Below are 22,839 nucleotides of genomic sequence, written 5' to 3' on the forward strand. Positions count from 1 at the left end.
CTTCATGACCAAAACCAAGATGAGAACGTATTCGTATTTCTTTTTACTGCCAGCCGGCATCATTTACTTCGTCTTTTATTTGCTCCCTACCATCCTTTCGTTTTTCTTCAGCATGACGAGATGGACCTTAACAAAATGGACGTATATCGGCTTTGAGAACTATGCCACGTTTTTCTCCGAAACGTCGCTGAGCATCGGATTCCGGAACACGCTCGTGTATGCCGTCGTGACCTGCGGGTTAAAAGTCGTGCTTGGTCTTCTGCTAGGTGCCTTCCTTACGTCCAGGATTCTGTTCAAAAACTATTTGCGTTCGGTTATTTTCTTTCCGACCTTGTTAAGTACGATCGCTGTGGGGATCGCATTTTCCACGATGATGCACCCTTCGCACGGGATGTTCAACACCGTCCTGGCCTCTCTCGGCATCACCGGTCCGGATTGGCTGGGCAATACAAAAATCGCGTTATTGTCCGTTGCGATGGTCGATGTCTGGAAGGGCGTCGGCGTCGCTACGGTCATCTATATCGCAGGGATATCGGCGATTCCCCAGGAATATTACGAAGCCTTGAAGATTGACGGAGGGAACAACTATTCCGCTTTTTGGAACATTACGCTGCCGCTGAGCCGGCCGGCCATGAACTCCGTCATTATTCTTGCACTCATCGGCGGCCTGCGCTCCTTCGATTTGATTTGGGCGATGACGAAGGGCGGACCCGGTTTTACGACCGACCTGATCGCCTCCATTATTTACAAGCAGTACCAGGCCGGTTTCTATGGGCTCGCTACGGCTGGTAACGTGATCTTGTTCATCGCCGTCTCGGTGCTGGCGTTTCCGCTCTATAAGTTCCTGACGAAAAGCGAGGTGAACTTATGAGCAAAGATATAAGCAGCAATCACATGATCAGGGGCATCCGCGGAATCAGGAGTGAGCGCGCTGACGGCAGGCTATCTAAACGGGTGAGGAAAATCGCTCTGGGTATCGTGGCACTCCTTCTGAGTACCTTGATCTTTTGGATTCCCTTTTACTTTGTCATCATCAATTCGCTTAAGAATCAGGCGGAATCTGCTGATATGAGCATGGCTTGGCCGACCAGCTTTCATTTCCTGGACAATTATAAAGCCGTCCTGACCGCCTCGGATTACATGCTGATCCGCGCATTCATCAACAGCACGCTGCTCACCGTCCTGTCCATCAGCATCCTCGTTATTGTGGCGGCGATGGCCGGCTTCGTGCTGCAGCGCAGGGAAGGAGGGAGGATGTCCTCCTTCATTAATTTTCTTGTGCTCGCCGGGCTGATGATCCCGCCGGCCATCGTGCCAACGATCTGGGTGCTCGATTCCATCGGCTTGTTTAAGACGCTGGCGGGAATCACGCTTATCGAAGTCGCGCTTCATTTTCCGTTTGCGGCGATTCTGTACAAAGCGTTTGTGGCGACGCTCCCCCGTGAAGTCGATGAGAGCGCTTTGATCGACGGATGCGGCGGCGGCCGGTTATTTTTGAGCATCATTTTTCCGCTATTGAAGCCGGTGACCTCGACTGTGATCGTGCTGACGTCCATCAATGTGTTTAACGACTTTGTCAATCCGCTTTACTTTTTCCCCGGCGCGGACAACGCCACGATCCAGCTGACGCTGTACAATTTCATGAGCCGGTTCACGACATCATGGAACCTGCTGTTTGCGGACATCGTGCTGATCTCGATCCCGCCGCTCATTCTCTTTATTTTCTTTAACAAGAAAATCGTGGCGGGGATGACGGCAGGGGCGGTCAAAGGCTAGAAGAATGACCCGGCTAAATGTGCATCACAAATCGTCCGGATCGGTGCGGTTTCTGTCCCGATCGACCATGAATCTGAAAAACACGGGAATTATGATGTTATTAGAAAACGGTTACAGATCTTCTAATTGTGGAGCAGCGAATCAATAACGGGTGAAAGGGATGAGGACATGGCGGTCAAAATCGGAATCGTCGGCATGAATGGAATCGGGAATAACCACGCCAATTGTTATAAGGATGACGAATTGGCGGATGTTGTAGCGGTATGTGACGTCGTTCGGGAACGCGCGAATGCCGCTGCGGAAAGACACGGCGTCAAAGCCTATTACAGCTTGAAGGACATGATCGAGAACGAGCCGGATTTGCAGGTCGTGGACATTACGACCGGAGGGATTGATAACGGGAGCTGGCATTTCGAACCGGCGATGGAAGCGATCGGTTACGGCAAGCATGTGCTCGTCGAAAAGCCGCTCTGCAATGATGTCCGCGAAGGCCGCGAACTCGTTGCGTTCGCGGAGAAGCAGAAGGTGTATCTCGGATGCAACCTGAATCACTATTTCACCGCTCCTGCAGAGAAGGCGAAGGCTTACGTGGACGGCGGAGATATCGGCGAGCTTGTGTATTGTCTTGCCAAAATGGGCTTCAACGGCGGGGAAGCGAATTATGCGCCTGCCGGCTCCGCGAAAATCAGCGGGCATCCGTATTTTCACATGCGGGCGTTTCTGACCCATCCGTTCAGTGTGATGCGGCATTTCTGCGGAGACATCACCCACATCCAAACGTTCTCGGACCGCCCGGGGTTCCGCCGCAGCGCCGGAGACGTGATGGTGTCCATCAACAGCATTCATGTCAAGTTTGCGAATGGCGGCGTCGGGTACCTTCTTAGCCAGCGGGGCGATGCGGTGTATGGGCTCGGCGGCTGGTGGAGCCTGGAGGTGGCTGGATCCAAGGGAACATTCTGCATCGAAAATTGCGTCGAGAAGGTTTCATTTTGGAAAGCGGAGAAGGGCATCGCTGCGATCAGCGTTCAACCGGAGCCGGTCGTCACCGATTTTGGCACAAACGATTTTAACCGGACGTTCAACAACCGGCTGCACGCCTTCCTGGAGGATGTAGAGAACAAGGTATCACAGGACCAGCTGCGCGCCAGCGGCCGCGATGCGCTGGCCGTGTTGGAATACGTTCATGCGGTTCAGGAGTCCTACGAACTCGGCGGCGAAGTCGTTCGGCCGCATCCGCTGCCGCCGCTGCATGGAGATCCGCTGTACTTGAAGTAAGAATTCCGGATGATATCCATTATTCGAATATTCGAAGAACAAGGAGGAAAACCCGAGATGATCAAGTTAGGGGTCAATTCCGTATTATTCAAGCATTTCAGCTTTGCGGAAGCGGCGAAGCAAATCGCGCTCTGCGGTTACGACGGAGTCGAAATTGCCGCCATCCAGGGGATGTGCGAACATCTGGACCTTAGCCGCTGGAAGGAGCAGAAGAACGAGCTGCTCGAAATCGTACAAGAGAACGGCCTGTCCCTTCTTTCGACGGAAGTGGCATCGCTCGATGAGCAGCGGCTGCTTCCCGCGTTCGAGGCGGCCGCCGAGATGAAGATCCCGATCGTGAACGTCGGTCCAGGGGGCAAGATGAATGTCGAGGAAGACCTCGCCGCATCGATCGATAAGCTGGCCAGCATGTCTGAGAAGGCGGCGTCATTTGGCGTAACGCTGTGTGTCAAAGCCCATGTAGGCAACGCGATCCACAATACGCCAACAACGCTGCGGGCCATGGAGGCTATCCCATCCCCGGCGTTCGGCATTGACATGGACCCGAGCCATATTCACCGCGCCGGCGAGCAAGCCGAGGAGGCGCTTCCAGCCGTGTTAAATCGAGTAAATCACATCCATATCCGTGACTGCCTTGGGAAGGACCAAGGCCCTGGTCCGATCGAGCTGCAGGCGTGCGGAAGAGGAGACATTGATTTGTACGGCTACTGTAAAGCCATGGTCGACGGCGGGTATGACGGCCCGGTCGTGTTAGAGGTCATCGGCGCTTCACCGGAGCATTCGCTGGCGCAGGTATCCATCGTTGCGGCTGAATCGTACGGCTACTTGAACGCGATCCTCAAGAACTTGGGTGCGCGGTAAATCCATATTTGGTAAGGAGTGAACTCAATCGACATGAGCAACCGTAAGCGTAAGAATGAGCCTAAGCGTAAGTCAAACGTCATTATTTTCGGCATCGACAGCCTCCGGCGTGATCATATGAGCTCGTATGGTTACGAAAAGCTGACGACCCCATATATCGACCGCGTGGCAAAGGATGGCGTCCTGTTCGAGAAGCATTTCAGCCCCAGCATTCCGACCACTCCGGCCTACGCGTCTATGCTGACCGGCATGGACGTGTTCGGAACGGACGTCGTGGCACTCCGCCATGAAGGACCATTGGGCGATCATGTGCAGACTCTGGCTGAAACGCTGGGCGATCATGGTTATAACACGACTTGTATCGGTTTTACCGGCAATCCGTCCTCGCGCGGATTCGGTACGTATCTGGATTACGAGGCTTGGCTGCCCGATGAAACGGGACGAACGCCGAAAGCGCAAAATTTGAACGAAGTGGCCGTACCTGAGCTGGAACGCTTGGCAGCAGACAACAAACCGTTTTTCCTCTTTTTGCGGCATATGGATCCGCATTCCCCCTATTTGCCGCCCGCGCCGTACGAACGGATGTTTTACGGCAGTGACGAAAAAGATCCCGGCAACCGCTCCATGGAACCGGTCTACGCATTCAAACCGTTTGCCGATTTTTTGAAATCCTGGATTCCGGAAGGGGTCACCGACCAGGAATACGTGACCGCGCAGTATGACGGGGCTGTTGCCTATATGGATGCCTGCATTCAAACCATTTTTGCCAAGCTCAGCGCGATGGGCCTGGAGGATGACACGCTTGTGATCATCACCGCCGATCATGGTGAGACGCTGTATGAGCACGATTGTTATTTCGACCATCATGGGATGTACGACTGCACGTTGGTCGTCCCGCTCATCATCAAGTTTCCTGGCCGCGTACCGGCCGGTAAGCGGGTATCCGACGTCACTGTCATTTCGGACGTGATGCCTACGGTTCTGGATCTCCTGGAAATTCCGGTGGAGACGAAGTTTGACGGTCGCAGTCTGCGAAAGACGATCGCAGGTGAGGAGCGGAACCGGATCAGCGAATTTTATATCACCGAGTGCACCTGGATGCGCAAGCATGGCTGGCGCACACCGGAATGGAAGCTGATCCGGGCGCTTGAACCGGACTTCCATTTCAAGCCTGAGGTGGAGCTGTATAATCTCATTCTTGATCCCGAAGAAAATCATAATGTCGCGGAGCAGGAGCCGGATGTCGTTGCGTTGCTTACGAAACGGATGGAGGATCACATCGCCAAGAGAGAGCATGAGACCCAAAGAGTCAACCCGATCTATACCAATCTGAATTGGCATGGAACAGGCAAGAAATTCACCTCGTCCCAGGAAGTGTATGATTCCCTTCACATCGGGTCCATCAAAAAGGCGCGTTCGCTGCAGGCGAAGGAAAAGGCGGAATCCCGATGATCAGGGTTGCTGTCGTCGGTGTGAATCATATTGGCAAGATTCACTGCCGGGCATACAAGCAGCACCCGGATACGGAACTTGTCGCCGTATGCGACCTTATAGCGGAACGCGCTGAAGCGGCGGGACTCGAGCATGGCGTTCCTTTCTACACAGATCTGCGTGAACTTCTCGCCGCAGAGTCTGTGGATATGGTGGCCGTGGCGACGGCAGGGGTTGAGAAAGGGAGCCATCATTTCGAGCCTGCCGTTATCGCGATCGAAGCAGGAAAAGACGTGCTCGTCGAGAAACCCATATCGAACCGGATCGAAGAGGCCCGCAGCATGGTCGCCCTGGCCCGGGAAAAAGGCATAAGACTCGCCTGCAACCTGAATCACCGCTTTACGCCTGCCGCGTACAAGGCTAAGGAACTCATCGAACAAGGGAAGCTCGGTTCCATGCTGTATATGAACATGCGGCTAACCATTTCAAACCGGCAGGAGGATACGGAGTGGCTGCACATGCGTGCGCTCCATCCGCATTCCATCGACGTCATGCGCTACTTCGCCGGCGACGTGAAGCGGGTGCAGGCATTCATGACGAAAGCGCCGGGGCGGAATTCGTGGTCGACCGTTTCCGTCAACATGGAGTTCGATTCAGGAGCAGTCGGTCATCTAACCGGCAGTTACGACGCCTCCATGCGCCACCCGATCGAGTTCTGTGAAGCGGCCGGCACTACAGGCCGGATCGTCATCGACAACGTCTATGAGAGCATGACGTATTATCCGCATCAATCGGATGAACTTACGGTGCTGCGCAATCCATTGTTCGGCGGGATGCAGGGTTTTGACGACACGTTCAAGCACCGGATCAACCGCTTGATCGAACAGATCAAGGGAGGAGCTACCCCAGAAGACATCGAGGCTTCCGGCTCGGATGCGCTCGCCGCACAGGAAGTCATCGAAGCGGCTATCCGATCGCATCAGTCCGGCGGAATACCCGTAGAGGTGCCGACCAGCCCATAAGCAGGAGGTACTTAAGGATGAATATAAGGCAGGAAGAGAAAGGAACGGTGTTATGGTTTACCGGCCTTTCGGGCGCCGGCAAAACGACGACGGCCCGTTATGTGGCGAATGAGCTGCTGCAGCGGGGAGTCCGCGCAGAACTGCTGGACGGCGACGAGCTGCGGGAAACGATTTGCAAAGGCCTCGGGTTCAGCCGTGAGGAGCGGTTTGAGAACATTAAAAGAATCGCCTACGTCTCTAAGCTCCTTGCCCGTAACGGAGTCCATGTGCTCGTATCCGCCATCACGCCATATGCTGAAATGAGAGACTACGCAAGGCAAGAAATTCCGGGTTTCGTCGAAGTGTATGTTAAATGTCCTTTGGAGGAGTGCGAGCGGCGTGACGTGAAGGGCCTGTATGCCAAAGCAAGGCGGGGAGAGGTGAAGCATTTCACCGGAATATCCGATCCTTACGACATCCCTTCCGATCCCGACATCACGATTTGCACATCATCCCATTCGCTTCAGCACAACAGCGATCAGATTCTATCCTGGCTGAATCGCAGGGCACCGCTAAAAAAGGCAGCTCCTTAGGAGGACTACGACGGATGAAAATCATTTTGATTTCGCTGGATACGCTTCGCGCTTCCCGGTTAACCGGGTATGGTTACACCAAGCCGACAAGTCCGCATATGGACCGGATCGCCGCCCAGGGCGTTCTCTTCGAACGGGCGTATGCCGCGGATATTCCGACGGAAGTGGCGCATACCGGGATTTTCACGGGCAAAATCGGACTCACAACAGGCGTTGTATCGCATGGTTCCGAGCTGGCTCACCTGCCGAAGTCGGTGCCATGGCTGCCGACAATGCTGCGAAGCGCCGGATTCACGACCTCGGCGGTAGACAATTTGTATCAATTGAAGGAATGGTTCGCCAGAGGTTACCGCTATTATACGAACAGCGTCGGCGGCAACCGCTGGATCGACGGCGTGACGGTCAACGAGCTGGCATTCCCGTGGATTGAGGCGCATCGGGAGGAGAATTTTTTTCTGTTCCTCCATTACTGGGATGCTCACACGCCTTATTTGCCGCCGGCAGACTATATTCCCGAATTTTACGACAGCGGCCGTGATCCCTATGATCCGGCCAACCGCAGCATGGAGCGGGCGTATAATCACCCGGCATATCCGTTTTTTAAACACCACCACTACGATTTGGTCGGACCGGTAACGGACAGTGCTTATTATGATGCGCTCTACGACGCAGAAATCCGGTATTTAGACGACCGGTTGAAGGAGCTGGACGACCATCTGGAGAAACTGGGAATTGCCGAGGATACCCTGCTGATTCTTTTCGGGGATCATGGGGAAAGCCTGACGGAGCACGATATATACTGGGACCACTGCGGATTGTACGAACCGACCGTCCACGTTCCACTCATCATGCGATGGCTGGGCAGAATTCCATCCGGAAAGAGAGTGCATGGGCTGGTTCAGCAGGTAGATCTGCTGCCGACCGTTCTGGAGTCGATCCGTCAAGAGCACCCTTCACATATTAACCTTGCTACGCTAACTGATCCTATCGGGTTGGACGGCAAAAGTTTATGGCCGGCGATTCGAGGAGAAGCCGAAGGAACGGCGGAGAAAATATTTTTGAGCGAATGCGCCTGGCAGGCAGCCAGAGCCATTCGGACATCGAGGTACAAGTTCATCCGAACGTACGATTCGGGGCCGTTCACCCGTCCGCCAAGGGAATTGTATGATCTGATCGCCGACCCCGCCGAAAAAGACAATCTGGCGGATCAGCTTCCGGAGCTCGCCGATCAATTCGAACAGGAAATCGGCGAATGGGTCAGCAGCAAGCTCGGCGGCCGCGAGGATCCGATGATCCGGCAGCTCGTCGAGGCAGGGCTGCCGTTCCGGAGACGGATCGAGCAAATTCTGTCCGCTTCCGGCATGAGCTGGGACGAATGGCAGCGGGATCCGCGGCGGGAGCGGTTTGATCAGGCAGCTTCGTCCTGCCATTAATGGCTAACGGTCAGAAGGAGGTGCTGCTGTGTGCAGGAAATTCTCAATAGCCGGGGCTACATGAAGGAAGAATTTCCGTTCTGGATCACACGGACCGAGCAGGGATCGCTTGCCGAGCATGGGCATGAATTCGTCGAGCTCGTCTACGTTGTGAAGGGAAAAGGGAGTCATATCTTTCAAGGAACGCGTTATGACATCCGGGCAGGGGACGTGTTCATTATCAACCCGGGCGAGATACATGCCTATGACGTGGAACAAGGAGAGAAGATGGAAATCATCAACTGTCTGTTCATGCCGTCCTTCATTTCGGACGCCCTGCTCAGGGAGCTGGAGATTACCACTTCGATGGATTACTTCTATGTGCATCCTTTCCTGAAGCATGACGTCCGTTTCAATCATCATTTAAACCTGCTCGGACAGGAAGCGGCTTCCGTCCTTACGCTGCTTGACAGCATGATCCGGGAAATCGGAGCGCGCGTCCTGGGGCATACGACGGTGATCAAGCTTCAGCTGGTGGAGCTGCTGGTGCTCCTCTCTCGATATTACGCGCTTATGCACAGCCGTAAAAGCTATGCTTCGCCGCGCCAGCTGGACCGGGTGATGACAGCCCGCCGGATCTACGGTTATTTGGAGCGGAGCTTCGATAAAAAAATTACGCTCCAATCCCTTTCCGGTTTATTTAACGTCAGTACCCGCCAGCTTAACCGCATCATGAGGGAAGAATTCCACAAGAGCGTATTCGACGTCCTCCATGAAATCCGGATTGAACGGGCCAAGCGGATGCTGGCCGAATCGGACGAGAAGGTGATTGCCGTGGCCGCCAGCGTCGGCTATGACGATCCGTCATTCTTCAGCAGGCTCTTCGTGAGGCATGCCGGCTGCTCACCGAGCGAGTTCAGGAGCGGTGCACATGCGTAATCCGCGTCCCAATGTACTGCTGATCACCGCGGACCAGCTTCGGTACGACTGCGTGGGCTACAGTGGTAAGCATCCGGTCCGCACGCCGAATTTGGACCGGCTGGTTGCAGGCGGCGCGGCGTTCTCTCATGCGTATTCCGTGTTGCCGGTCTGCTGCCCGGCGAGGCAGTCCCTGCTCCATGGCAGCCGGCCGGAAACGTTTGGCGCCTTGTGGAACTTCAGCGGGGCGCTTCCTGTTGCGGCGCTGCCTCCTGATGCCTACACCTGGGCGAGGACGCTTGCAGAAAACGGGTATTCCTGTGCCTACTTGGGGAAATGGGGTGTGAATCCCGATTACGATGCGACGGCCTATGGATATCATTCGTATCTCGGTGAAGCGGAGTACGACGAATATGCCAAGAAGAAGTACCCGGACGTGCATTTTACAAACGGATACTTCGGCGAGAGTAATCCCATTCCGCTGGAGGACGCAAAGACGCATTGGTTTGCAGACCGTGCAGCCGCGGAACTGGAACGCCTTCATTCCAGCGGGGAGCCTTGGCACATGGCGCTGCATTTCTCAGAACCGCACCTGCCGTGCAGGCCGTCCGCGCCGTATAATGACATGTACGATCCCGCTGACATGCCGGAGTGGGAAGGATTCAGGGACTCATTGGCGGGCAAGCCGTACATCCAGCGGCAGCAGCAGCTCAGCTGGGGCGTGGAGCATTTTACATGGGATAACTGGGCGCCCATTGTTGCCCGGTACTACGGATTGATCAGTCAGCTTGACGATGCCATTGGCAAAGTGCTGGATGCTCTGGAACGCATAGGGGCCGCAGAGAATACGATGGTCATCTTTACCGCCGACCACGGTGATATGTGCGGCTCGCATGGCATGATGGATAAGCACTATATTTTATATGACGATGTCGTTCGGGTGCCGCTCATCATTCGCTGGTCCGGCGCTCGGTATCCCGGGCAAACCTGCGATGATTTCGTGTATAATTTTCTGGATCTGCCTCCGACGTTACTGTCCATCCTGGGACTTGAGTTATGTAACCCTGGCCATCTGCAGGGGAAATCGCTGCTTCCGCTGCTTGCCGGCGAGGGACTGACTGAGCCGTGGCGGGACACGGTTGTATCCACATACAACGGTCAGCAGTTCGGCCTGTATACGCAGCGTATGATCCGGACCAGGCAGTGGAAATACATCTGGAATCCAACGGATATCGACGAATTGTATCAGCTGCAATCTGATCCCGGCGAGCTGAATAATGTAGTCAGCGATGCGGAGCATGCCGGCATCCTGCAAGAACTTCGCGCTCGGCTGTATCATCAGCTAAAGGCGGACGGGGATGCGCTCGTCTCGAACCAGTGGATGCAGAAGCAGCTGCTGGGCGGCGCCAAGCTGAACGATTAGCGTCGGATGACCCCATCGGCTCAAGATTAGCTTATGTTCTTCATACTCCCAATGAAAAGACCTGCACATCTCAGGTCGGTCATTCGGGAGCTTTTTGCGTTCCCCAAATAAATTCTGCCGCCCGTTTAAGCTTGTCCATTCAACAACTCCCCTGGAATGGCCGGCCGGATATTATTCATCGCACGCTCTTTGGCCTCATCCAATACGTGGGTGTAGATCTGGGTCGTGGAAATATCCTCATGGCCAAGCAGCTCTTGAACCGTCCGCAGGTCGGCTCCGTTGTGCAGCAAATCCGTAGCGAAAGAGTGTCTCAGCTTATGGGCGGACAGCGTTCTTCCCGATAAATGCGGATACTTTTCGAACAGGGCTTGAAAGGTTTTTTCCGCGATACTCTGTACCATTCGTTTGCTGATACGGCGCCGGAATTGGGAAATAAAAAAAGCCGTTTCCTTGGCATTCCGGGGAGGGATCCGCTCGCTCAGACATGTTTGCAGTAAGTTGGTCATTTCGGCAGGGAGGGGGATGTAGCGCCATTTCCCCCCTTTTCCGAGCACACCGATGTTGTTCCCTTCCTGATCGAATTCCGAAATGTTTAACTTCACGATCTCACTGACACGAAGTCCCGCATAGGCCATCAGGGCGACGATCGCAACGTCCCGAATCATATACCTTCCTTCAACCAGTCCCAGGCATGCATCGAGAAACTGCTTTTGAAGATACACAGGTTGTTTTTTCTTCTCGACCTTTGCTTTTTCAATATTCATCGCCGGATTATGGTCCGTTAACTTGAATCGAATCATGACTTTATAAAAGAGGCGGATGGCCGACTGGCACCGGTTGCGGTACCGGGCGCCTGCGCCGCTCTCACGCACACGGGTCAGGAAATACATTACATCAATCTCTGAAACTTCCGAAACGGCTTTGCCGTCCAGCGACGTCAAAAAATGCTTGAGATCATGAAAATAAGCATTCTGCGTTTCTTGTGAATATTCACGATCCTTCATATAGGAAACAAACAGCTTCGTTTCGCGTTCATATTGCTCAAAAACTTCCGTATATTTCATCAGCTTGGCACCCACCTGATCGATTTAAAGATAAATTGCATTAAATATAGATTTAATGCAATTTTAGTATAACAAAAAACGCTGTATATTAGGGCGCTTTTGGCACAAATAAACGGGGGACCGGATTTTAGGCCGATTCAGGGTCTGTCGTACCTTTTACAATTATTTTCTTGTCCAAATCAAGCTGAAGGATCACCAGGTGATGATAAGAAAAACGTCTATCGACGTACCTTCAAAGAAGACAGACCGCGTTTAGTTGAAGTTTTTCTTGCGATTATAGAATGGTTCAGCTTCGCTGAAATTTATAAATTCTATAATCTTAAAAAATCTCTTTAGCGTTCATATGAACCGTTATATAATGTTCTTATTAGTTTATATCAATCCAATCAAGTTCATTTGATACTCTGAAATGGGGAGAGAACGATGATGCCGACAATCAAGCTCGAGTTATTGAATCGTCAAGATGAAGTGAGGACGGAGGAGTACAGCGATTCGCAAACGATGCATGTCCATTTGATAGAACGGGAAGAAGAAGGGTTTACGCATCTGGCCTGCCAGCGTGTGGAGTACGCCGAGGGCGACAAGTTTAGAGTCACGATGGAACAGCCGGATTCGTATATCGTGGTTCAGATGGATGAGACGCTCAATCCGTCTTTCATTTATGTCAAGGGAACCACATGGGAATACGAGATTCCGCTGGCGTACAAACGAGCGTATCCCGAGAACGCTTTTGCCGGATCGAAGCATTATGTTACTGCCCGGTATGCGACGGAGAATGAGATCAGCCAGTACCGTAATCTGGCCTTAAACCCTCATGACCAGAAGCACGACTCTGGCGCTTTCCCGCATGCTCATGCGAATGTCGAAACCCGAAATGACCCGACCTTCTTTGCCCGCAACGCCATCGATGGCGTCTATGCCAATTACAGCCACGGTTCTTACCCGTATCAATCCTGGGGAATTAACCAGCAGCCGGATGCCGAGCTGACACTGGATTTCGGTCGTAAGGTGCAGCTTGACCGGCTGGGCCTTGTATTGCGCGGCGATTTTCCGCATGACAGCTGGTGGAAAGAAGTCACGGTTGCTTTTTCCGACGGGTCAGAGGAGCAGCTCCATCCTGCAAAAATCCGCAGCATCCAATACTTTGACATCTCTCCCCGCACGGTCCAATGGCTGGTGCTCAAGCGCTTGATCAAAGGCGATGAGACGCCGTTTCCGGCCCTGACGCAGATTGAGGCATACGGCAGAAATGTATAGGTAAGCATCTTTTGATGGGTAAGCATCGTTTACCGGGCAAGCGGCCGTTATTCCCTGCACATCCTTTTACGCTGAAGAACTTAGCCTATATAATGGAGACAGATCGTCTTGGCGAAAGGAAGGTGCTCCTGTGCGGGAAACCTGTGTTCCGGGCGGCGTTAAGCTCAAAGACACCGGATTTGGATATACACTGTCCTTAATCGGCGGCAAATACAAAATGATCATCATGTATTGGTTGTCCGAACATCAAGTGATGCGTTTTAATGAACTCCAGCGGAGTATCGGAACCATTTCCTTTAAAACACTTAGCGTCATGTTAAAAGAGATGGAGGCGGACGGTCTGGTCTTACGCAAGGAATTTCCTCAGGTTCCCCCGAAGGTCGAATATTCGTTGTCCGAACGGGGTCTTTCCCTCATCCCTGTCCTAAATCTGATGTGCGAGTGGGGGGAGAATAACTTTGTTCCCGGCGTTGAGGCTGTTCAGCGATAGGCATCCCGTAATTCGGCTCATTAGAAGAAGTATTTCCCGTACAGGGAGATACTTCTTTTTTAATGGCCATATCCATTTGCCGGTTTAGAGGGAGTCGATAAATTTCAAATAGTTCCGCGCGCTTTGTTCCAGTTCGTCCACAGGCTGATCGGCTTCCGCGCCCGGCACATTTTCACCTGGCTCGCTCTCCGTACCGTAGAATGCAAAAACCGAACGATAATCCGCATTGCAGTACCGGAAGGTCGTTTCAAACGGAACCAATATTTGCTCCAGTGTATAACGGTACCTGCCTGTTTCGCTGTAATCCGCTTTTTTGATCCCTGCAGAGACGCCAAGAGCGACTTTGCGGTTCTTTAGCTTGTCGCCACCGTTCGAACCATAAGCCCAGCCGTATGCCAGCACTTCGTCCAGCCATTGTTTCAGGAGAGGCGGACAGTTGAACCACTGGATTGGAAACTGCAGCATCAAATGGTCATGCGTTTCCACCAAACGCTGCTCTTTTTCCACATCAATGGATTGGTCAGGATAAGCTTTGTACAAGTCATGGACCGTGTATTTTTCCGGGTATTTATGGAGCTCTTGGACCCACCGTTTATTAATGACAGACGTTTCAATGCTTGGATGCGATACGATGACTAAGGTTTTCATCGGATTGATCCTCCTTTGTTCGATAATGACTTCGTATTGAGTATAAAAAATACCCCGCCACGCTGTAAGTACGCACTTTTAGTACAGGTACTAACATCATGGTAAGTGTGAACCGCGTCGAACAGAGCCTTTAACGACTTACGTCAACGTACCCAAGCTGCATGACCGATACAGGCATGAAAACGGAATTGACAGAGGCCGGATAAATCTATACAATAAAATTGTTTCATATGAATAAATAATTGAGAGTATCGGAAGCATTTTAACTGTTACAATCAAATTTTTTTATCCGAAGCATACATTTATCTCTTTAAAAGGAACGATCGATTCTGAAAAGATCATCTTTCCATGAATAGGCTAAAAGCAGAACGATGAGCATTCCTTTCACGTACATTTATTGTTTCGAATGAAACATATGGTTTTAATCAACTCATAACAGCGAGCCGGGATGCAGTACTTGGAACCGACGAGTGATTCGCGAGGCTGTAATGCGTTGGTCAGGAGTGGAGAATCACATCATAGGCAGTTTTCAAGTCTGAATGAACAGGAGGGGTCGAATCATGGAATGGGCGAAAATCATCCAAGAGCGCAGAAGCATCCGCAGGTTTAAATCCTCTCCCGAGGTGGATCAGGAACTTGTGCGGGAGCTGCTCCGCGAAGCGCAGGGCTTATATCCTTATCCTTCCGGCGAGGCTTCAAGTTACCGGTACGTATATGCAGGAACGGCGGAATCCAGGGAACGTCTTGCTGCCTGCATGCTTGAGCCCTTGGTGAAGAACAAACTGGTCAAATGGCTGCCGGAAAAAATTCGGGATTTTGTCCGAAAAAGAGTAACGGAAATACCCGGTCATTTGGCTGTTATTGCCAGCACGAATGAGGACAGAAGGACAAATGACATGAATTACGCTGCAGTTTGCGGGATCATGCAAAACTTCCAGCTGCTTGCCTGGCAGCGGCAGCTTGGCACCCTATGGGACACGGAGCCGATGATGCAGAGCCGGGAGTTATTCCACCTTTTCCAGATGAAACCAACGGAGAAACTGGTGGGAATATTACACCTCGGCTATTTTGACAAAATACCGAAAGCGAGAGCCAGGACACGCGCAGAAAAGAAATGGACGATCATATCGGGATAAGGAGGCGAACCCATGAACATCACCGATATCACAAATACAGGACATACGTTAAACTACAGCAATCGGCCAGTTCCTGAAATTCATGTCCTGGATCTGTTAAATGTGGCCGTATGGGCTCCGAACGACGGACTGCGGGAGCCGTGGCGTTTTATATTTATCGGGTCAGGCAGCACAGACATCATGGCCGGATTACAGGAGGAGGCGCCGGCTTATTTGATTCTGGTGATTAAAGAAGAGCGCGATGCCCATAAAAGGGAAGAAGATTTCGCGGCCGCATGCTGCCTCGTGCAAAACCTTCACCTGCTCGTGCAGGAGAGCAAGCTACACGTCCGAATGACGATGAACGACTGGATTTATGATCGAGCATCCGCCCATCGTTTTGGTGTTCACCAAGAGGAGCGGATCGTCGCCGTTCTGGAATTGGGTTATCTGGAGCAACCAATAGAGCCGATAACCGCTGCTCATTCACCGGAACTTAACTTTGAGTTACTGTGATTGGTAAATGTTCTAGCTTCATAACCTTTTTCGCTCCTGATGCATCTAATTGGGGGAATGTTCTAAGGAGTACGTCAAAGATCCAAATCCTTCTCACGTCCCTTCCGGAAAGCATGTTTTCCGATAAGGGACGTTTTTATTTCGGACCGATGTCACATTCGGCAGTCTGCCAAACGTTATACAGGGTGAGGATGGGACAACAAGGGAGGTGATGCCATGAAATACCTCAACCCCGGGGAAGAGTCGACACAACCTATCGAGAGCGTCGTAGAAAGCGTCAAACAAGGAGATAAGCAGGCATTTGCCGACATCATCCGTACGTTTGAGCGTCAGATTTATACGTATTGTTATTACATTTTGAAGAACCGCGAGGAAGCGGAGGATGCGCTGCAGGAAATTTTCATCAAGGTGTATCAATCCATCCATAAATATGAGCACCAGGTTTCCTTCTCCTCATGGTTGTATAAAGTTGCTTACTACCATTGCATGGACATGGCCAGAAAGAAGAGCCGGCAAAAGAAGACGTTATCTCTCCAAAAAGAGATTCGGCAGTTGGAGAATCAGCACCAAAAGGACAGCGTACCAGAGGTGGAAGAGCTGCTGATGAGTTTGAAGCCTGAAGAAAGGCATCTCGTGCTTCTGCGGGCAGTGGAGCAGTACAGCTTCGAAGAGATCGGACAGATTATGGACTGCAAACCGGCAACCCTGCGCAAAAAGTTCGAACGTGTCCGGAAAAAACTGATTCTGCAAAAGAAGATCAAAGGAGGGGTAACCCATGAACGAATGGTCAGATCTAACTGAAGAAGAGCTGATGGCGCATTTGCGGAGAACGGTTAAGCAAAAGGAAATGCCGCAAGAAAGCTACGCCAATCAAATTATGGAGAGGCTGAATGAGATGAGTAGATCCAGCAGAAGCGAACGTATCGGAAGAGGAACCTGGAAGAAAAAGACGGCGATTAGCGTAACAGCTGCAGCTATGCTTGGAGGCGTGGTAATGGGAAGTGGCTTCGTATCCCCAGTTATGGCGGATGCCTTAAAAAACGTGCCGTGGATCGGCAGTGTGTTCCAATACAATTCGGACAGCACTTTGCAGAAGGCCAGCACTACAGGACTGACAACTGCACCGAACTTGAGTGTAACGAGAGACGGGGTGACGCTCAGCATTAAAGAGGTGATGTTTGATGGAACCCGGCTTGCGTTCGCTATTGAACGTCAGGGCGTGGACGACGATACGATGCTCTCCCCTTATCCACCGGCAGGGGCGAAGGATGAGAAGGGGAACCTGATCCAAACCGTTGCATTGGAACAGCAGAAAAAAGGGTATATCTACATGCCGGAAGTCAACATCCAAGGACACAGCAAATTTTTCGGTATGTTCACGGACGCTGTAGGCAAAACGGAAGGTGGCCAATGGATTCGAAACATGGCCATGTATGAATTGACGAAAGGATTGACCGAACTAAACCTGCCCGAAGCGTTTGATATGTCCGTAAAACTGAACGTCACCGGCATCCAGGAACCGTTTGAATTCGTCGTTCCTGTCAAAAACCTGGCGAAAGGAGCCGTCGTCCTTCATCCGGACCAAACGCAAAGCAGCGGCGGTTTCAGCTATACGGTCAAGCAGGTGGATCTGACGCCGATAACGACACGACTCGTACTGGACAGCAAAGGCAGCGTTCCTGTGACATCAGAGCAAACAGGAGATTTAAGCCCGAGCAAAATGTATTACGACATCGTGGATCAGGATGGAAATCCGGTGAAGCAGAACATGATCGGATACTTCAACAGCAGCCCGGGTACTGAATATCATGAAGATGAGGCTTACAAGCCGTTTGACAAAACACCGACCTCCATTACGATCAAGCCTTATACATTGACTGTGAAAAAGGATTGGACCATCGTTTCCGACAGTAAGGGGGAACCGCTTAAAACTTATCATAAAGATCTCGAGATGACGATTCCGGTCGTCCAGTAACAAGCAAATTAAAAAAGGTTATAAACTCTGCAAAAAAAGAGCTCTTATTCCATCTCGAACAGGAATGGGGAGCTCTTTTTTTGATAGGCTATTTTAGCTGGCCGATGGACAAATTGACCTTATAATTGCCGAACTGAACCATCTCGCCCAGAAGGTCATTGAGGTCCATAGGGGTTGGCACCTGCACTCGAAGGAGATAGCAGCCTTCACCGCTGATCCGGTGTGCCTCCACGATGGACTGGGTACGCTGGATGTAATGCTGGAACGAAGCATGCGTATCCGCGGATTTCATGAAGACCGTAATAAAAGCACTGACCTGGAGTCCGAGCTTGCCCGGATTGCACCGCAGCGTATAACCCTCGATCACCTCCAGATCCTGGAGCTTCCGGATGCGGGCACCCACCGCCTGACCGGTGAGATGTACCTTTTCTCCGATCTCCTTGTTGGACTGGAGAGAATTTTCCACCAGCAGCTGCAATATTTTAAGGTCGATCTCATCGATATCTTGTTTGCTCATCTTGCCCTTCATTCCTTTCACCGTGAAAATATAGCTGCCAATATCGTTTCGCCAGGCTATGTAAAGAACACGTTTTCCTGTTTTATACTGGTATCGTGAATAACAGAATCATAAACCAAACCGGGAGTGAATGGAAATGAAAATTCAATTGATCCGCAATGCCACATTGTTTATTGAATATGCCGGTGTAACTCTTCTCGTCGATCCGATGTTCAGCGAGAAGGAGGCCAACCCGCCGGTAATCAATACCGCCAACGAACTGCGCAACCCGCGGGTACCCCTGCCAGTGGAGGTGGATAAGCTCGTGCAGCCAGATGCGCTGCTGGTCACCCACCGGCATCCGGATCACTGGGATGAGCCTGCCCAGAAGCAAATCAGCAAGGAGACGGCGGTATTCTGCCAGCCGGAGGACGAAGGCGAGATCCGGGCAGCCGGATTTGCCCGCACGACGCCGGTCGAAAGAAGTGTTACGTTTCAGGGAATCACTGTGACCCGTACCGGAGGTCAGCACGGAACAGGAGAAATCGGGAAACAAATGGGGCCCGTGTGCGGCTTTGTCCTTCAAGCCGAAGGCGAACCGACGGTCTACATTGCAGGCGATACGATATGGTGCCGTGATGTTGAAGAGGCGCTTGATGCTTACCAGCCGGATCTGACGATCGTTAACGCCGGCGGCGCCCGCTTTGTGACGGGAGATCCGATCATCATGGATGAGAATGACGTGCTTGCTCTTCTGCGCCATCATCCGGATACGCAGGTGGCTGCCGTTCACATGGAAGCGATCAATCACTGCTTTGTAACAAGGGATGACCTGAGAGATGCGATAGAAAAGGCGGGATACAGCAGCAGGGTAATCATTCCGGAAGATGGGGAAGTTTTTGTAAATTAAAAAAATATTTATTTTTGGATTTTTTAAAGAGGATGCCGGGGACGGACAGCGAAAGATACAGCATACCGTTTGAAAGCGAGGGATCATTGGCTCAATGAATCAGAATCAAGTATTTCAGACCAGGCTTCTCAGCTCGTTATCCAAAGTATTTCCGGATGGACAGGGAACCGAAAATCCCGTGACCGGCGGGTCGATGCTCAGCAACGAAACGTATGCTTTTCAAGCCGCTTACCGGACGGAAGGCCCGGTGAACGATCTCAGGGTCATCGTAGATGCTCCGGCCGCACTGCCGGTAACGGTACGCCGCGTTGGCCTCGTGCCGTCCGGACTTCCTGTATATCCGGATCACGATGAACATGTCCTGCGTGCAGAGCCGGGACTATTTCCGGATCCACTGTATCCGCTGGATGAAGAACAAACGATTCCGGCCGTACCGGGAGAGTGGCAAAGTGTGTGGATTACGCTTCAGCCGAATGGTCAGACGCCGGCGGGCAGCTATCCGATCACCGTCCGTTTTGCATCCGGGGATGGGGAAGTTGCCGGAGTGGAGACTTTTCAGCTGGAGCTGATTCCTGAGGAGCTGCCTCCCCAGAAACTGATACATACCGAATGGTTCCATACCGACTGCCTGGCGACCTATTACAAGCTGGACGTATTCAGCGAAGAGCACTGGCAGGTGATCGGTCAGTATATGGATACGGCCGTGAAGCATGGCATGAACATGATTCTGACGCCCGTCTTTACGCCGCCACTGGACACCGAGGTCGGCGGGGAGCGGCCGACGGTTCAGCTTGTGGATGTGACCGTCACGGGAGAAGACCAATACGCGTTCGGCTTTGACCGGCTCGCAAGATGGGTTGAGCTGTGCGATGAGAAGGGCATCCGCTATTTAGAATTTTCCCATTTGTTCACGCAGTGGGGCGCGAAGCATGCACCGAAGATTATGGCATCCGTAGACGGAAATCTACAGAAGATTTTCGGATGGGAGACCGATGCCACCGGTGAAACGTATCGTCTGTTCCTGGAGCAGTTTGTTCCGGCGCTAACGGAATGGATTCATGCCAATAACCTGTCGGAACGAAGCTATTTCCACATTTCCGATGAGCCCGGGGCGGATCACCTGGAGTCTTATGGCTATGCGAGCAAGCTGCTGGGCGGTCTGCTGCAAGGATTCCCGATCATCGACGCCCTGTCGGATTATGATTTCTTCGAAAATGGTTTGGTGAAAACGCCTATTCCGGCCAGTAACCATATCGAGCCGTTTCTGGAGCATAACGTCCAGCCGCTCTGGACGTACTATTGCTGTTCCCAATATAATGAGGTGGCTAACCGCTTCATGTGCTTCCCTTCGGCCCGCAATCGGATTCTGGGTTACCAGCTGTACAAATTTGACGCCGCCGGATTTTTACATTGGGGTTACAACTTCTATTATTCGCAATACTCCAAAGGCGAGATTGACCCATACGAGACGACCGATGCCGGCAAAGCTTTTCCGTCAGGCGATCCGTTTATCGTGTATCCGGGACCTGGCGGCGTGCCGGTCGAATCGATCCGGCTTGAGGTCATGAACGAAGCGCTGCAGGATTTGCGTGCACTCCAGCTGCTCGAATCGAAAATCGGCAGGGAGAATGTGCTGAAGGCGTTGGAGGAAGATTTGCCCGAGCCGATCACGTTCAGCCGCTACCCGCGTGAAGAGGAATGGCTGATCGCTAAGCGCGAATGGGTGAACCGGAAGATTAAAGAAGCTTTAGCTTCGGCAAACGTCTGAGCTGCCGCGTTGTTCCTTTGAACACCGCTTCATACACGACAAGACAAGGAAAAAGCATTCGTCAGGCCGGTGGTGGACCGGCTGACGAATGCTTTTGTTTTTTTAAATATGGGGCTTCATCATGTCCAACGAACCGTTAAACCAGCACCTTGCGAAACTCGCGGGTGAGGAGCGGCACGACCTCGAACAGGTCCCCGACGATACCGTAATCCGCCACTTTGAAAATCGGCGCTTCGGGATCCTTATTGATCGCGATGATAACCCGCGACTGGCTCATCCCCGCCAAATGCTGGATCGCGCCGCTGATGCCGCAGGCGATATAGATCTCCGGCGTCACGACCTTGCCAGTCTGGCCAATCTGCATCGAATAGTCGCAGTAGCCTGCATCGCACGCCGCCCGGGAAGCGCCTACCGCGCCGTGCAGCACATCCGCCAGCTCTTCGAGCGGCTTGAACCCTTCGGCACTCTTGACGCCGCGGCCGCCCGAAACGATAATTTTCGCTTCGGTCAGGTCGACCTTGCCCGACGTCTTGCGGACGATGTCCTTTACGATCGAGCGGAGGGAGCCGGAAGGGGCGTAATCGATCTCGATGATCTCCCCAGGCGAAGATACGCTTGGTGCTGGGGCCAGATTGTTCGGGCGGATCGTCACGACCTGCGGGCCGCCGGTGAACGATTTTTGCTCGAATGCTTTGCCTGCGTAGATCGGGCGGGTGTAGACCGCTTCGCCGCCGTTCTGCTCGATCGCCGTCACGTCTGATATTTGTCCGGCACCCAAATGGGCAGCGACTTTCGGCGCAAGATCCCGGCCCAGTGCCGTATGGCCAAGGAAGACCACGTCAGGCGTCACCTGTTCAAACACGCTTTGCACGGCATCAAAATAAGCTTCAGCGTTGTAGATTTCCAGCTCGGGATGATCCACGGCGTAGACCCGGCCATCCACATAGCCCGCCAGATCTGCAGCGAGGGTCGTAATTTGCGACCCGATTAACACGGCAGCGACGGTGTCTCCTTCATTTTTGGCAATGGAGGCCGCCTGAAGCGCTTCCAAGGAAACCTGACGCAGGCTGCCACCGCGAACCTCGGCTACCACCACAAACGTTTTACTCATTCGGGATTCCTCCTTTTATCGGTTTCTTCAAATCAGCTTGGCTTCGGTACGCAGCAGCTGGACCAGATCCGCGGCCTGCTGGGCAAGGTCTCCCTTCAGGATTTGCCCGGCCTTGCGCTCAGGCGGCAGGGTGAGGGAGAGGCGGTTCGTCTTGGCGGCCACATCCGCTTCGCTCAGGCCAAGATCGCCAAGCCCGAGACGCTGGAACGGCTTCTTCTTCGCCTTCATAATGCCGGGCAGCGACGGATACCGCGGCTCGTTAAGCCCCTGCTGCGCGGTGAATACCGCAGGAAGTGCGACCTCCAGCGATTCGGTATCGCCTTCGGCGTCCCGCTGCACGGATGCTTTTCCGCCGGCAATGTCCAGCTTCGTGATCGAGGAAGTGTGAGGCAGGCCCAGCAGGTGGGCTACTCTTACAGCGACCTGACCCCCGCCGGAATCTACAGAGAAGTTGCCGCCGAGAATGAGGTCTACGGACTGCTGGCCGAAATAGGCCGCCAGTGCTGTGGCGATGCTGAACTCGTCGCCGGGAATACTGTCGCCGTCAATGAGCACGGCTTCATCGGCGCCCATAGCCAGTGCCGTTCTCAGCGCCTCGGCCGTGCGCTCCGGTCCCACCGAGATGACGGTTACGGTACCGCCGTGCGCATCCCGCTGCAACAACGCTTCTTCCACCGCATATTCGTCGTACGGATTGATGACGTACTTGACCCCGTCGTCGGAAATCTGTCCATTCGAAATGACGATTCGTTCCTCCGTGTCGAAGGTTTGCTTCAGCATAACGTAGATATTCATGCGG

At 52.7% G+C, this 22,839-nt stretch carries 23 protein-coding genes; 18 read left to right on the forward strand and 5 right to left on the reverse strand.

What is annotated here, in order from left to right:
- The first annotated feature begins 4 nt into the window (after positions 1–4).
- The 10 genes from KI379_RS12880 (at position 5) to KI379_RS12925 (ending at position 10,690) form a co-directional block, all read left to right on the forward strand.
- Entirely contained in the window at positions 5–871 is an 867-nt protein-coding gene (locus KI379_RS12880) for a carbohydrate ABC transporter permease (protein ID WP_212983792.1), read from the forward strand.
- 197 nt (positions 872–1,068) lie between these two features.
- Positions 1,069–1,776, forward strand: coding sequence for a carbohydrate ABC transporter permease (locus KI379_RS12885; protein WP_244879275.1), 708 nt, complete (start codon positions 1,069–1,071; stop codon positions 1,774–1,776).
- A gap of 168 nt (positions 1,777–1,944) precedes the next feature.
- Positions 1,945–3,051 carry a Gfo/Idh/MocA family protein gene (locus KI379_RS12890; protein WP_212983793.1) on the forward strand — a complete coding sequence of 369 codons (1,107 nt, stop codon included), beginning with the start codon at positions 1,945–1,947 and terminating at the stop codon, positions 3,049–3,051.
- A gap of 57 nt (positions 3,052–3,108) precedes the next feature.
- Positions 3,109–3,912 carry a sugar phosphate isomerase/epimerase family protein gene (locus tag KI379_RS12895; protein ID WP_212983794.1) on the forward strand — a complete coding sequence of 268 codons (804 nt, stop codon included), beginning with the start codon at positions 3,109–3,111 and terminating at the stop codon, positions 3,910–3,912.
- Between the two features lie 33 nt (positions 3,913–3,945).
- Positions 3,946–5,364: a sulfatase family protein gene (locus KI379_RS12900; protein WP_076165459.1), complete on the forward strand. Its 1,419-nt coding sequence runs from the start codon at positions 3,946–3,948 to the stop codon at positions 5,362–5,364.
- On the forward strand, positions 5,361–6,365 hold the full coding sequence (locus KI379_RS12905) for a Gfo/Idh/MocA family protein (protein WP_089547330.1): 1,005 nt from the start codon (positions 5,361–5,363) through the stop codon (positions 6,363–6,365). The genes KI379_RS12900 and KI379_RS12905 overlap by 4 nt, the downstream gene beginning before the upstream one ends.
- 17 nt (positions 6,366–6,382) lie before the next feature.
- The gene (gene cysC / locus KI379_RS12910) at positions 6,383–6,937 is read left to right on the forward strand and encodes an adenylyl-sulfate kinase (RefSeq protein WP_076165454.1); all 555 of its coding nucleotides are present in this window, start codon (positions 6,383–6,385) and stop codon (positions 6,935–6,937) included.
- A 14-nt stretch (positions 6,938–6,951) separates the two neighbouring features.
- The gene (locus KI379_RS12915; protein WP_212983795.1) at positions 6,952–8,370 is read left to right on the forward strand and encodes a sulfatase family protein; all 1,419 of its coding nucleotides are present in this window, start codon (positions 6,952–6,954) and stop codon (positions 8,368–8,370) included.
- A gap of 30 nt (positions 8,371–8,400) precedes the next feature.
- Positions 8,401–9,288: an AraC family transcriptional regulator gene (locus KI379_RS12920; RefSeq protein ID WP_076165449.1), complete on the forward strand. Its 888-nt coding sequence runs from the start codon at positions 8,401–8,403 to the stop codon at positions 9,286–9,288.
- Positions 9,281–10,690 carry a sulfatase-like hydrolase/transferase gene (locus KI379_RS12925; protein ID WP_212983796.1) on the forward strand — a complete coding sequence of 470 codons (1,410 nt, stop codon included), beginning with the start codon at positions 9,281–9,283 and terminating at the stop codon, positions 10,688–10,690. The genes KI379_RS12920 and KI379_RS12925 overlap by 8 nt, the downstream gene beginning before the upstream one ends.
- 125 nt (positions 10,691–10,815) lie before the next feature.
- Here the strand turns inward: KI379_RS12925 and KI379_RS12930 are convergent, their stop codons facing one another.
- Entirely contained in the window at positions 10,816–11,754 is a 939-nt protein-coding gene (locus KI379_RS12930; RefSeq protein WP_212983797.1) for a tyrosine-type recombinase/integrase, read from the reverse strand.
- Positions 11,755–12,177: 423 nt separating this feature from the next.
- Here KI379_RS12930 and KI379_RS12935 point away from each other — a divergent pair, with 423 nt between their 5' ends.
- The gene (locus tag KI379_RS12935; RefSeq protein ID WP_244879276.1) at positions 12,178–13,011 is read left to right on the forward strand and encodes a discoidin domain-containing protein; all 834 of its coding nucleotides are present in this window, start codon (positions 12,178–12,180) and stop codon (positions 13,009–13,011) included.
- Between the two features lie 130 nt (positions 13,012–13,141).
- Positions 13,142–13,501: a winged helix-turn-helix transcriptional regulator gene (locus KI379_RS12940; protein ID WP_105442922.1), complete on the forward strand. Its 360-nt coding sequence runs from the start codon at positions 13,142–13,144 to the stop codon at positions 13,499–13,501.
- A gap of 84 nt (positions 13,502–13,585) precedes the next feature.
- Here the strand turns inward: KI379_RS12940 and KI379_RS12945 are convergent, their stop codons facing one another.
- Positions 13,586–14,149, reverse strand: a complete 564-nt coding sequence (locus KI379_RS12945) for an NAD(P)H-dependent oxidoreductase (RefSeq protein WP_076165436.1) — start codon at positions 14,147–14,149, stop codon at positions 13,586–13,588.
- A gap of 560 nt (positions 14,150–14,709) precedes the next feature.
- On the opposite strand from KI379_RS12945, the gene KI379_RS12950 reads away from it, so the two are divergent.
- The 4 genes from KI379_RS12950 (at position 14,710) to KI379_RS12965 (ending at position 17,755) form a co-directional block, all read left to right on the forward strand.
- Positions 14,710–15,285, forward strand: coding sequence for a nitroreductase family protein (locus KI379_RS12950; RefSeq protein ID WP_212983798.1), 576 nt, complete (start codon positions 14,710–14,712; stop codon positions 15,283–15,285).
- A 12-nt stretch (positions 15,286–15,297) separates the two neighbouring features.
- Entirely contained in the window at positions 15,298–15,780 is a 483-nt protein-coding gene (locus tag KI379_RS12955; protein ID WP_212983799.1) for a nitroreductase family protein, read from the forward strand.
- Positions 15,781–15,996: 216 nt separating this feature from the next.
- Positions 15,997–16,581 carry an RNA polymerase sigma factor gene (locus KI379_RS12960; RefSeq protein ID WP_076165431.1) on the forward strand — a complete coding sequence of 195 codons (585 nt, stop codon included), beginning with the start codon at positions 15,997–15,999 and terminating at the stop codon, positions 16,579–16,581.
- Positions 16,556–17,755, forward strand: coding sequence for a DUF4179 domain-containing protein (locus KI379_RS12965; RefSeq protein ID WP_244879277.1), 1,200 nt, complete (start codon positions 16,556–16,558; stop codon positions 17,753–17,755). Before KI379_RS12960 ends, KI379_RS12965 begins: the two co-directional genes overlap by 26 nt.
- Before the next feature lie 88 nt (positions 17,756–17,843).
- Here KI379_RS12965 and KI379_RS12970 read toward each other — a convergent pair whose 3' ends face one another.
- Positions 17,844–18,272, reverse strand: coding sequence for an Lrp/AsnC family transcriptional regulator (locus KI379_RS12970; protein WP_076165425.1), 429 nt, complete (start codon positions 18,270–18,272; stop codon positions 17,844–17,846).
- 136 nt (positions 18,273–18,408) lie between these two features.
- Between KI379_RS12970 and KI379_RS12975 the strand changes: the two genes are divergently transcribed.
- Together KI379_RS12975 and KI379_RS12980 are read left to right on the forward strand one after the other, a co-directional pair.
- A complete protein-coding gene (locus KI379_RS12975) occupies positions 18,409–19,161 on the forward strand; it encodes an MBL fold metallo-hydrolase (protein ID WP_212983800.1) in 753 nt (250 codons plus the stop codon).
- A gap of 94 nt (positions 19,162–19,255) precedes the next feature.
- The gene (locus tag KI379_RS12980; RefSeq protein ID WP_212983801.1) at positions 19,256–20,929 is read left to right on the forward strand and encodes a DUF4091 domain-containing protein; all 1,674 of its coding nucleotides are present in this window, start codon (positions 19,256–19,258) and stop codon (positions 20,927–20,929) included.
- A gap of 136 nt (positions 20,930–21,065) precedes the next feature.
- Here KI379_RS12980 and KI379_RS12985 read toward each other — a convergent pair whose 3' ends face one another.
- Both KI379_RS12985 and KI379_RS12990 read right to left on the reverse strand, forming a co-directional pair.
- A complete protein-coding gene (locus KI379_RS12985; protein WP_212983802.1) occupies positions 21,066–22,040 on the reverse strand; it encodes an electron transfer flavoprotein subunit alpha/FixB family protein in 975 nt (324 codons plus the stop codon).
- A gap of 27 nt (positions 22,041–22,067) precedes the next feature.
- Positions 22,068–22,835 (reverse strand): electron transfer flavoprotein subunit beta/FixA family protein, encoded by a 768-nt coding sequence (locus tag KI379_RS12990; RefSeq protein WP_212983803.1) that lies wholly within the window; start codon positions 22,833–22,835, stop codon positions 22,068–22,070.
- Positions 22,836–22,839: the final 4 nt, after the last annotated feature.

This window comes from Paenibacillus cineris (assembly GCF_018333335.1).
Classification (GTDB): Bacteria; Bacillota; Bacilli; order Paenibacillales; family Paenibacillaceae; genus Paenibacillus_AQ; species Paenibacillus_AQ favisporus.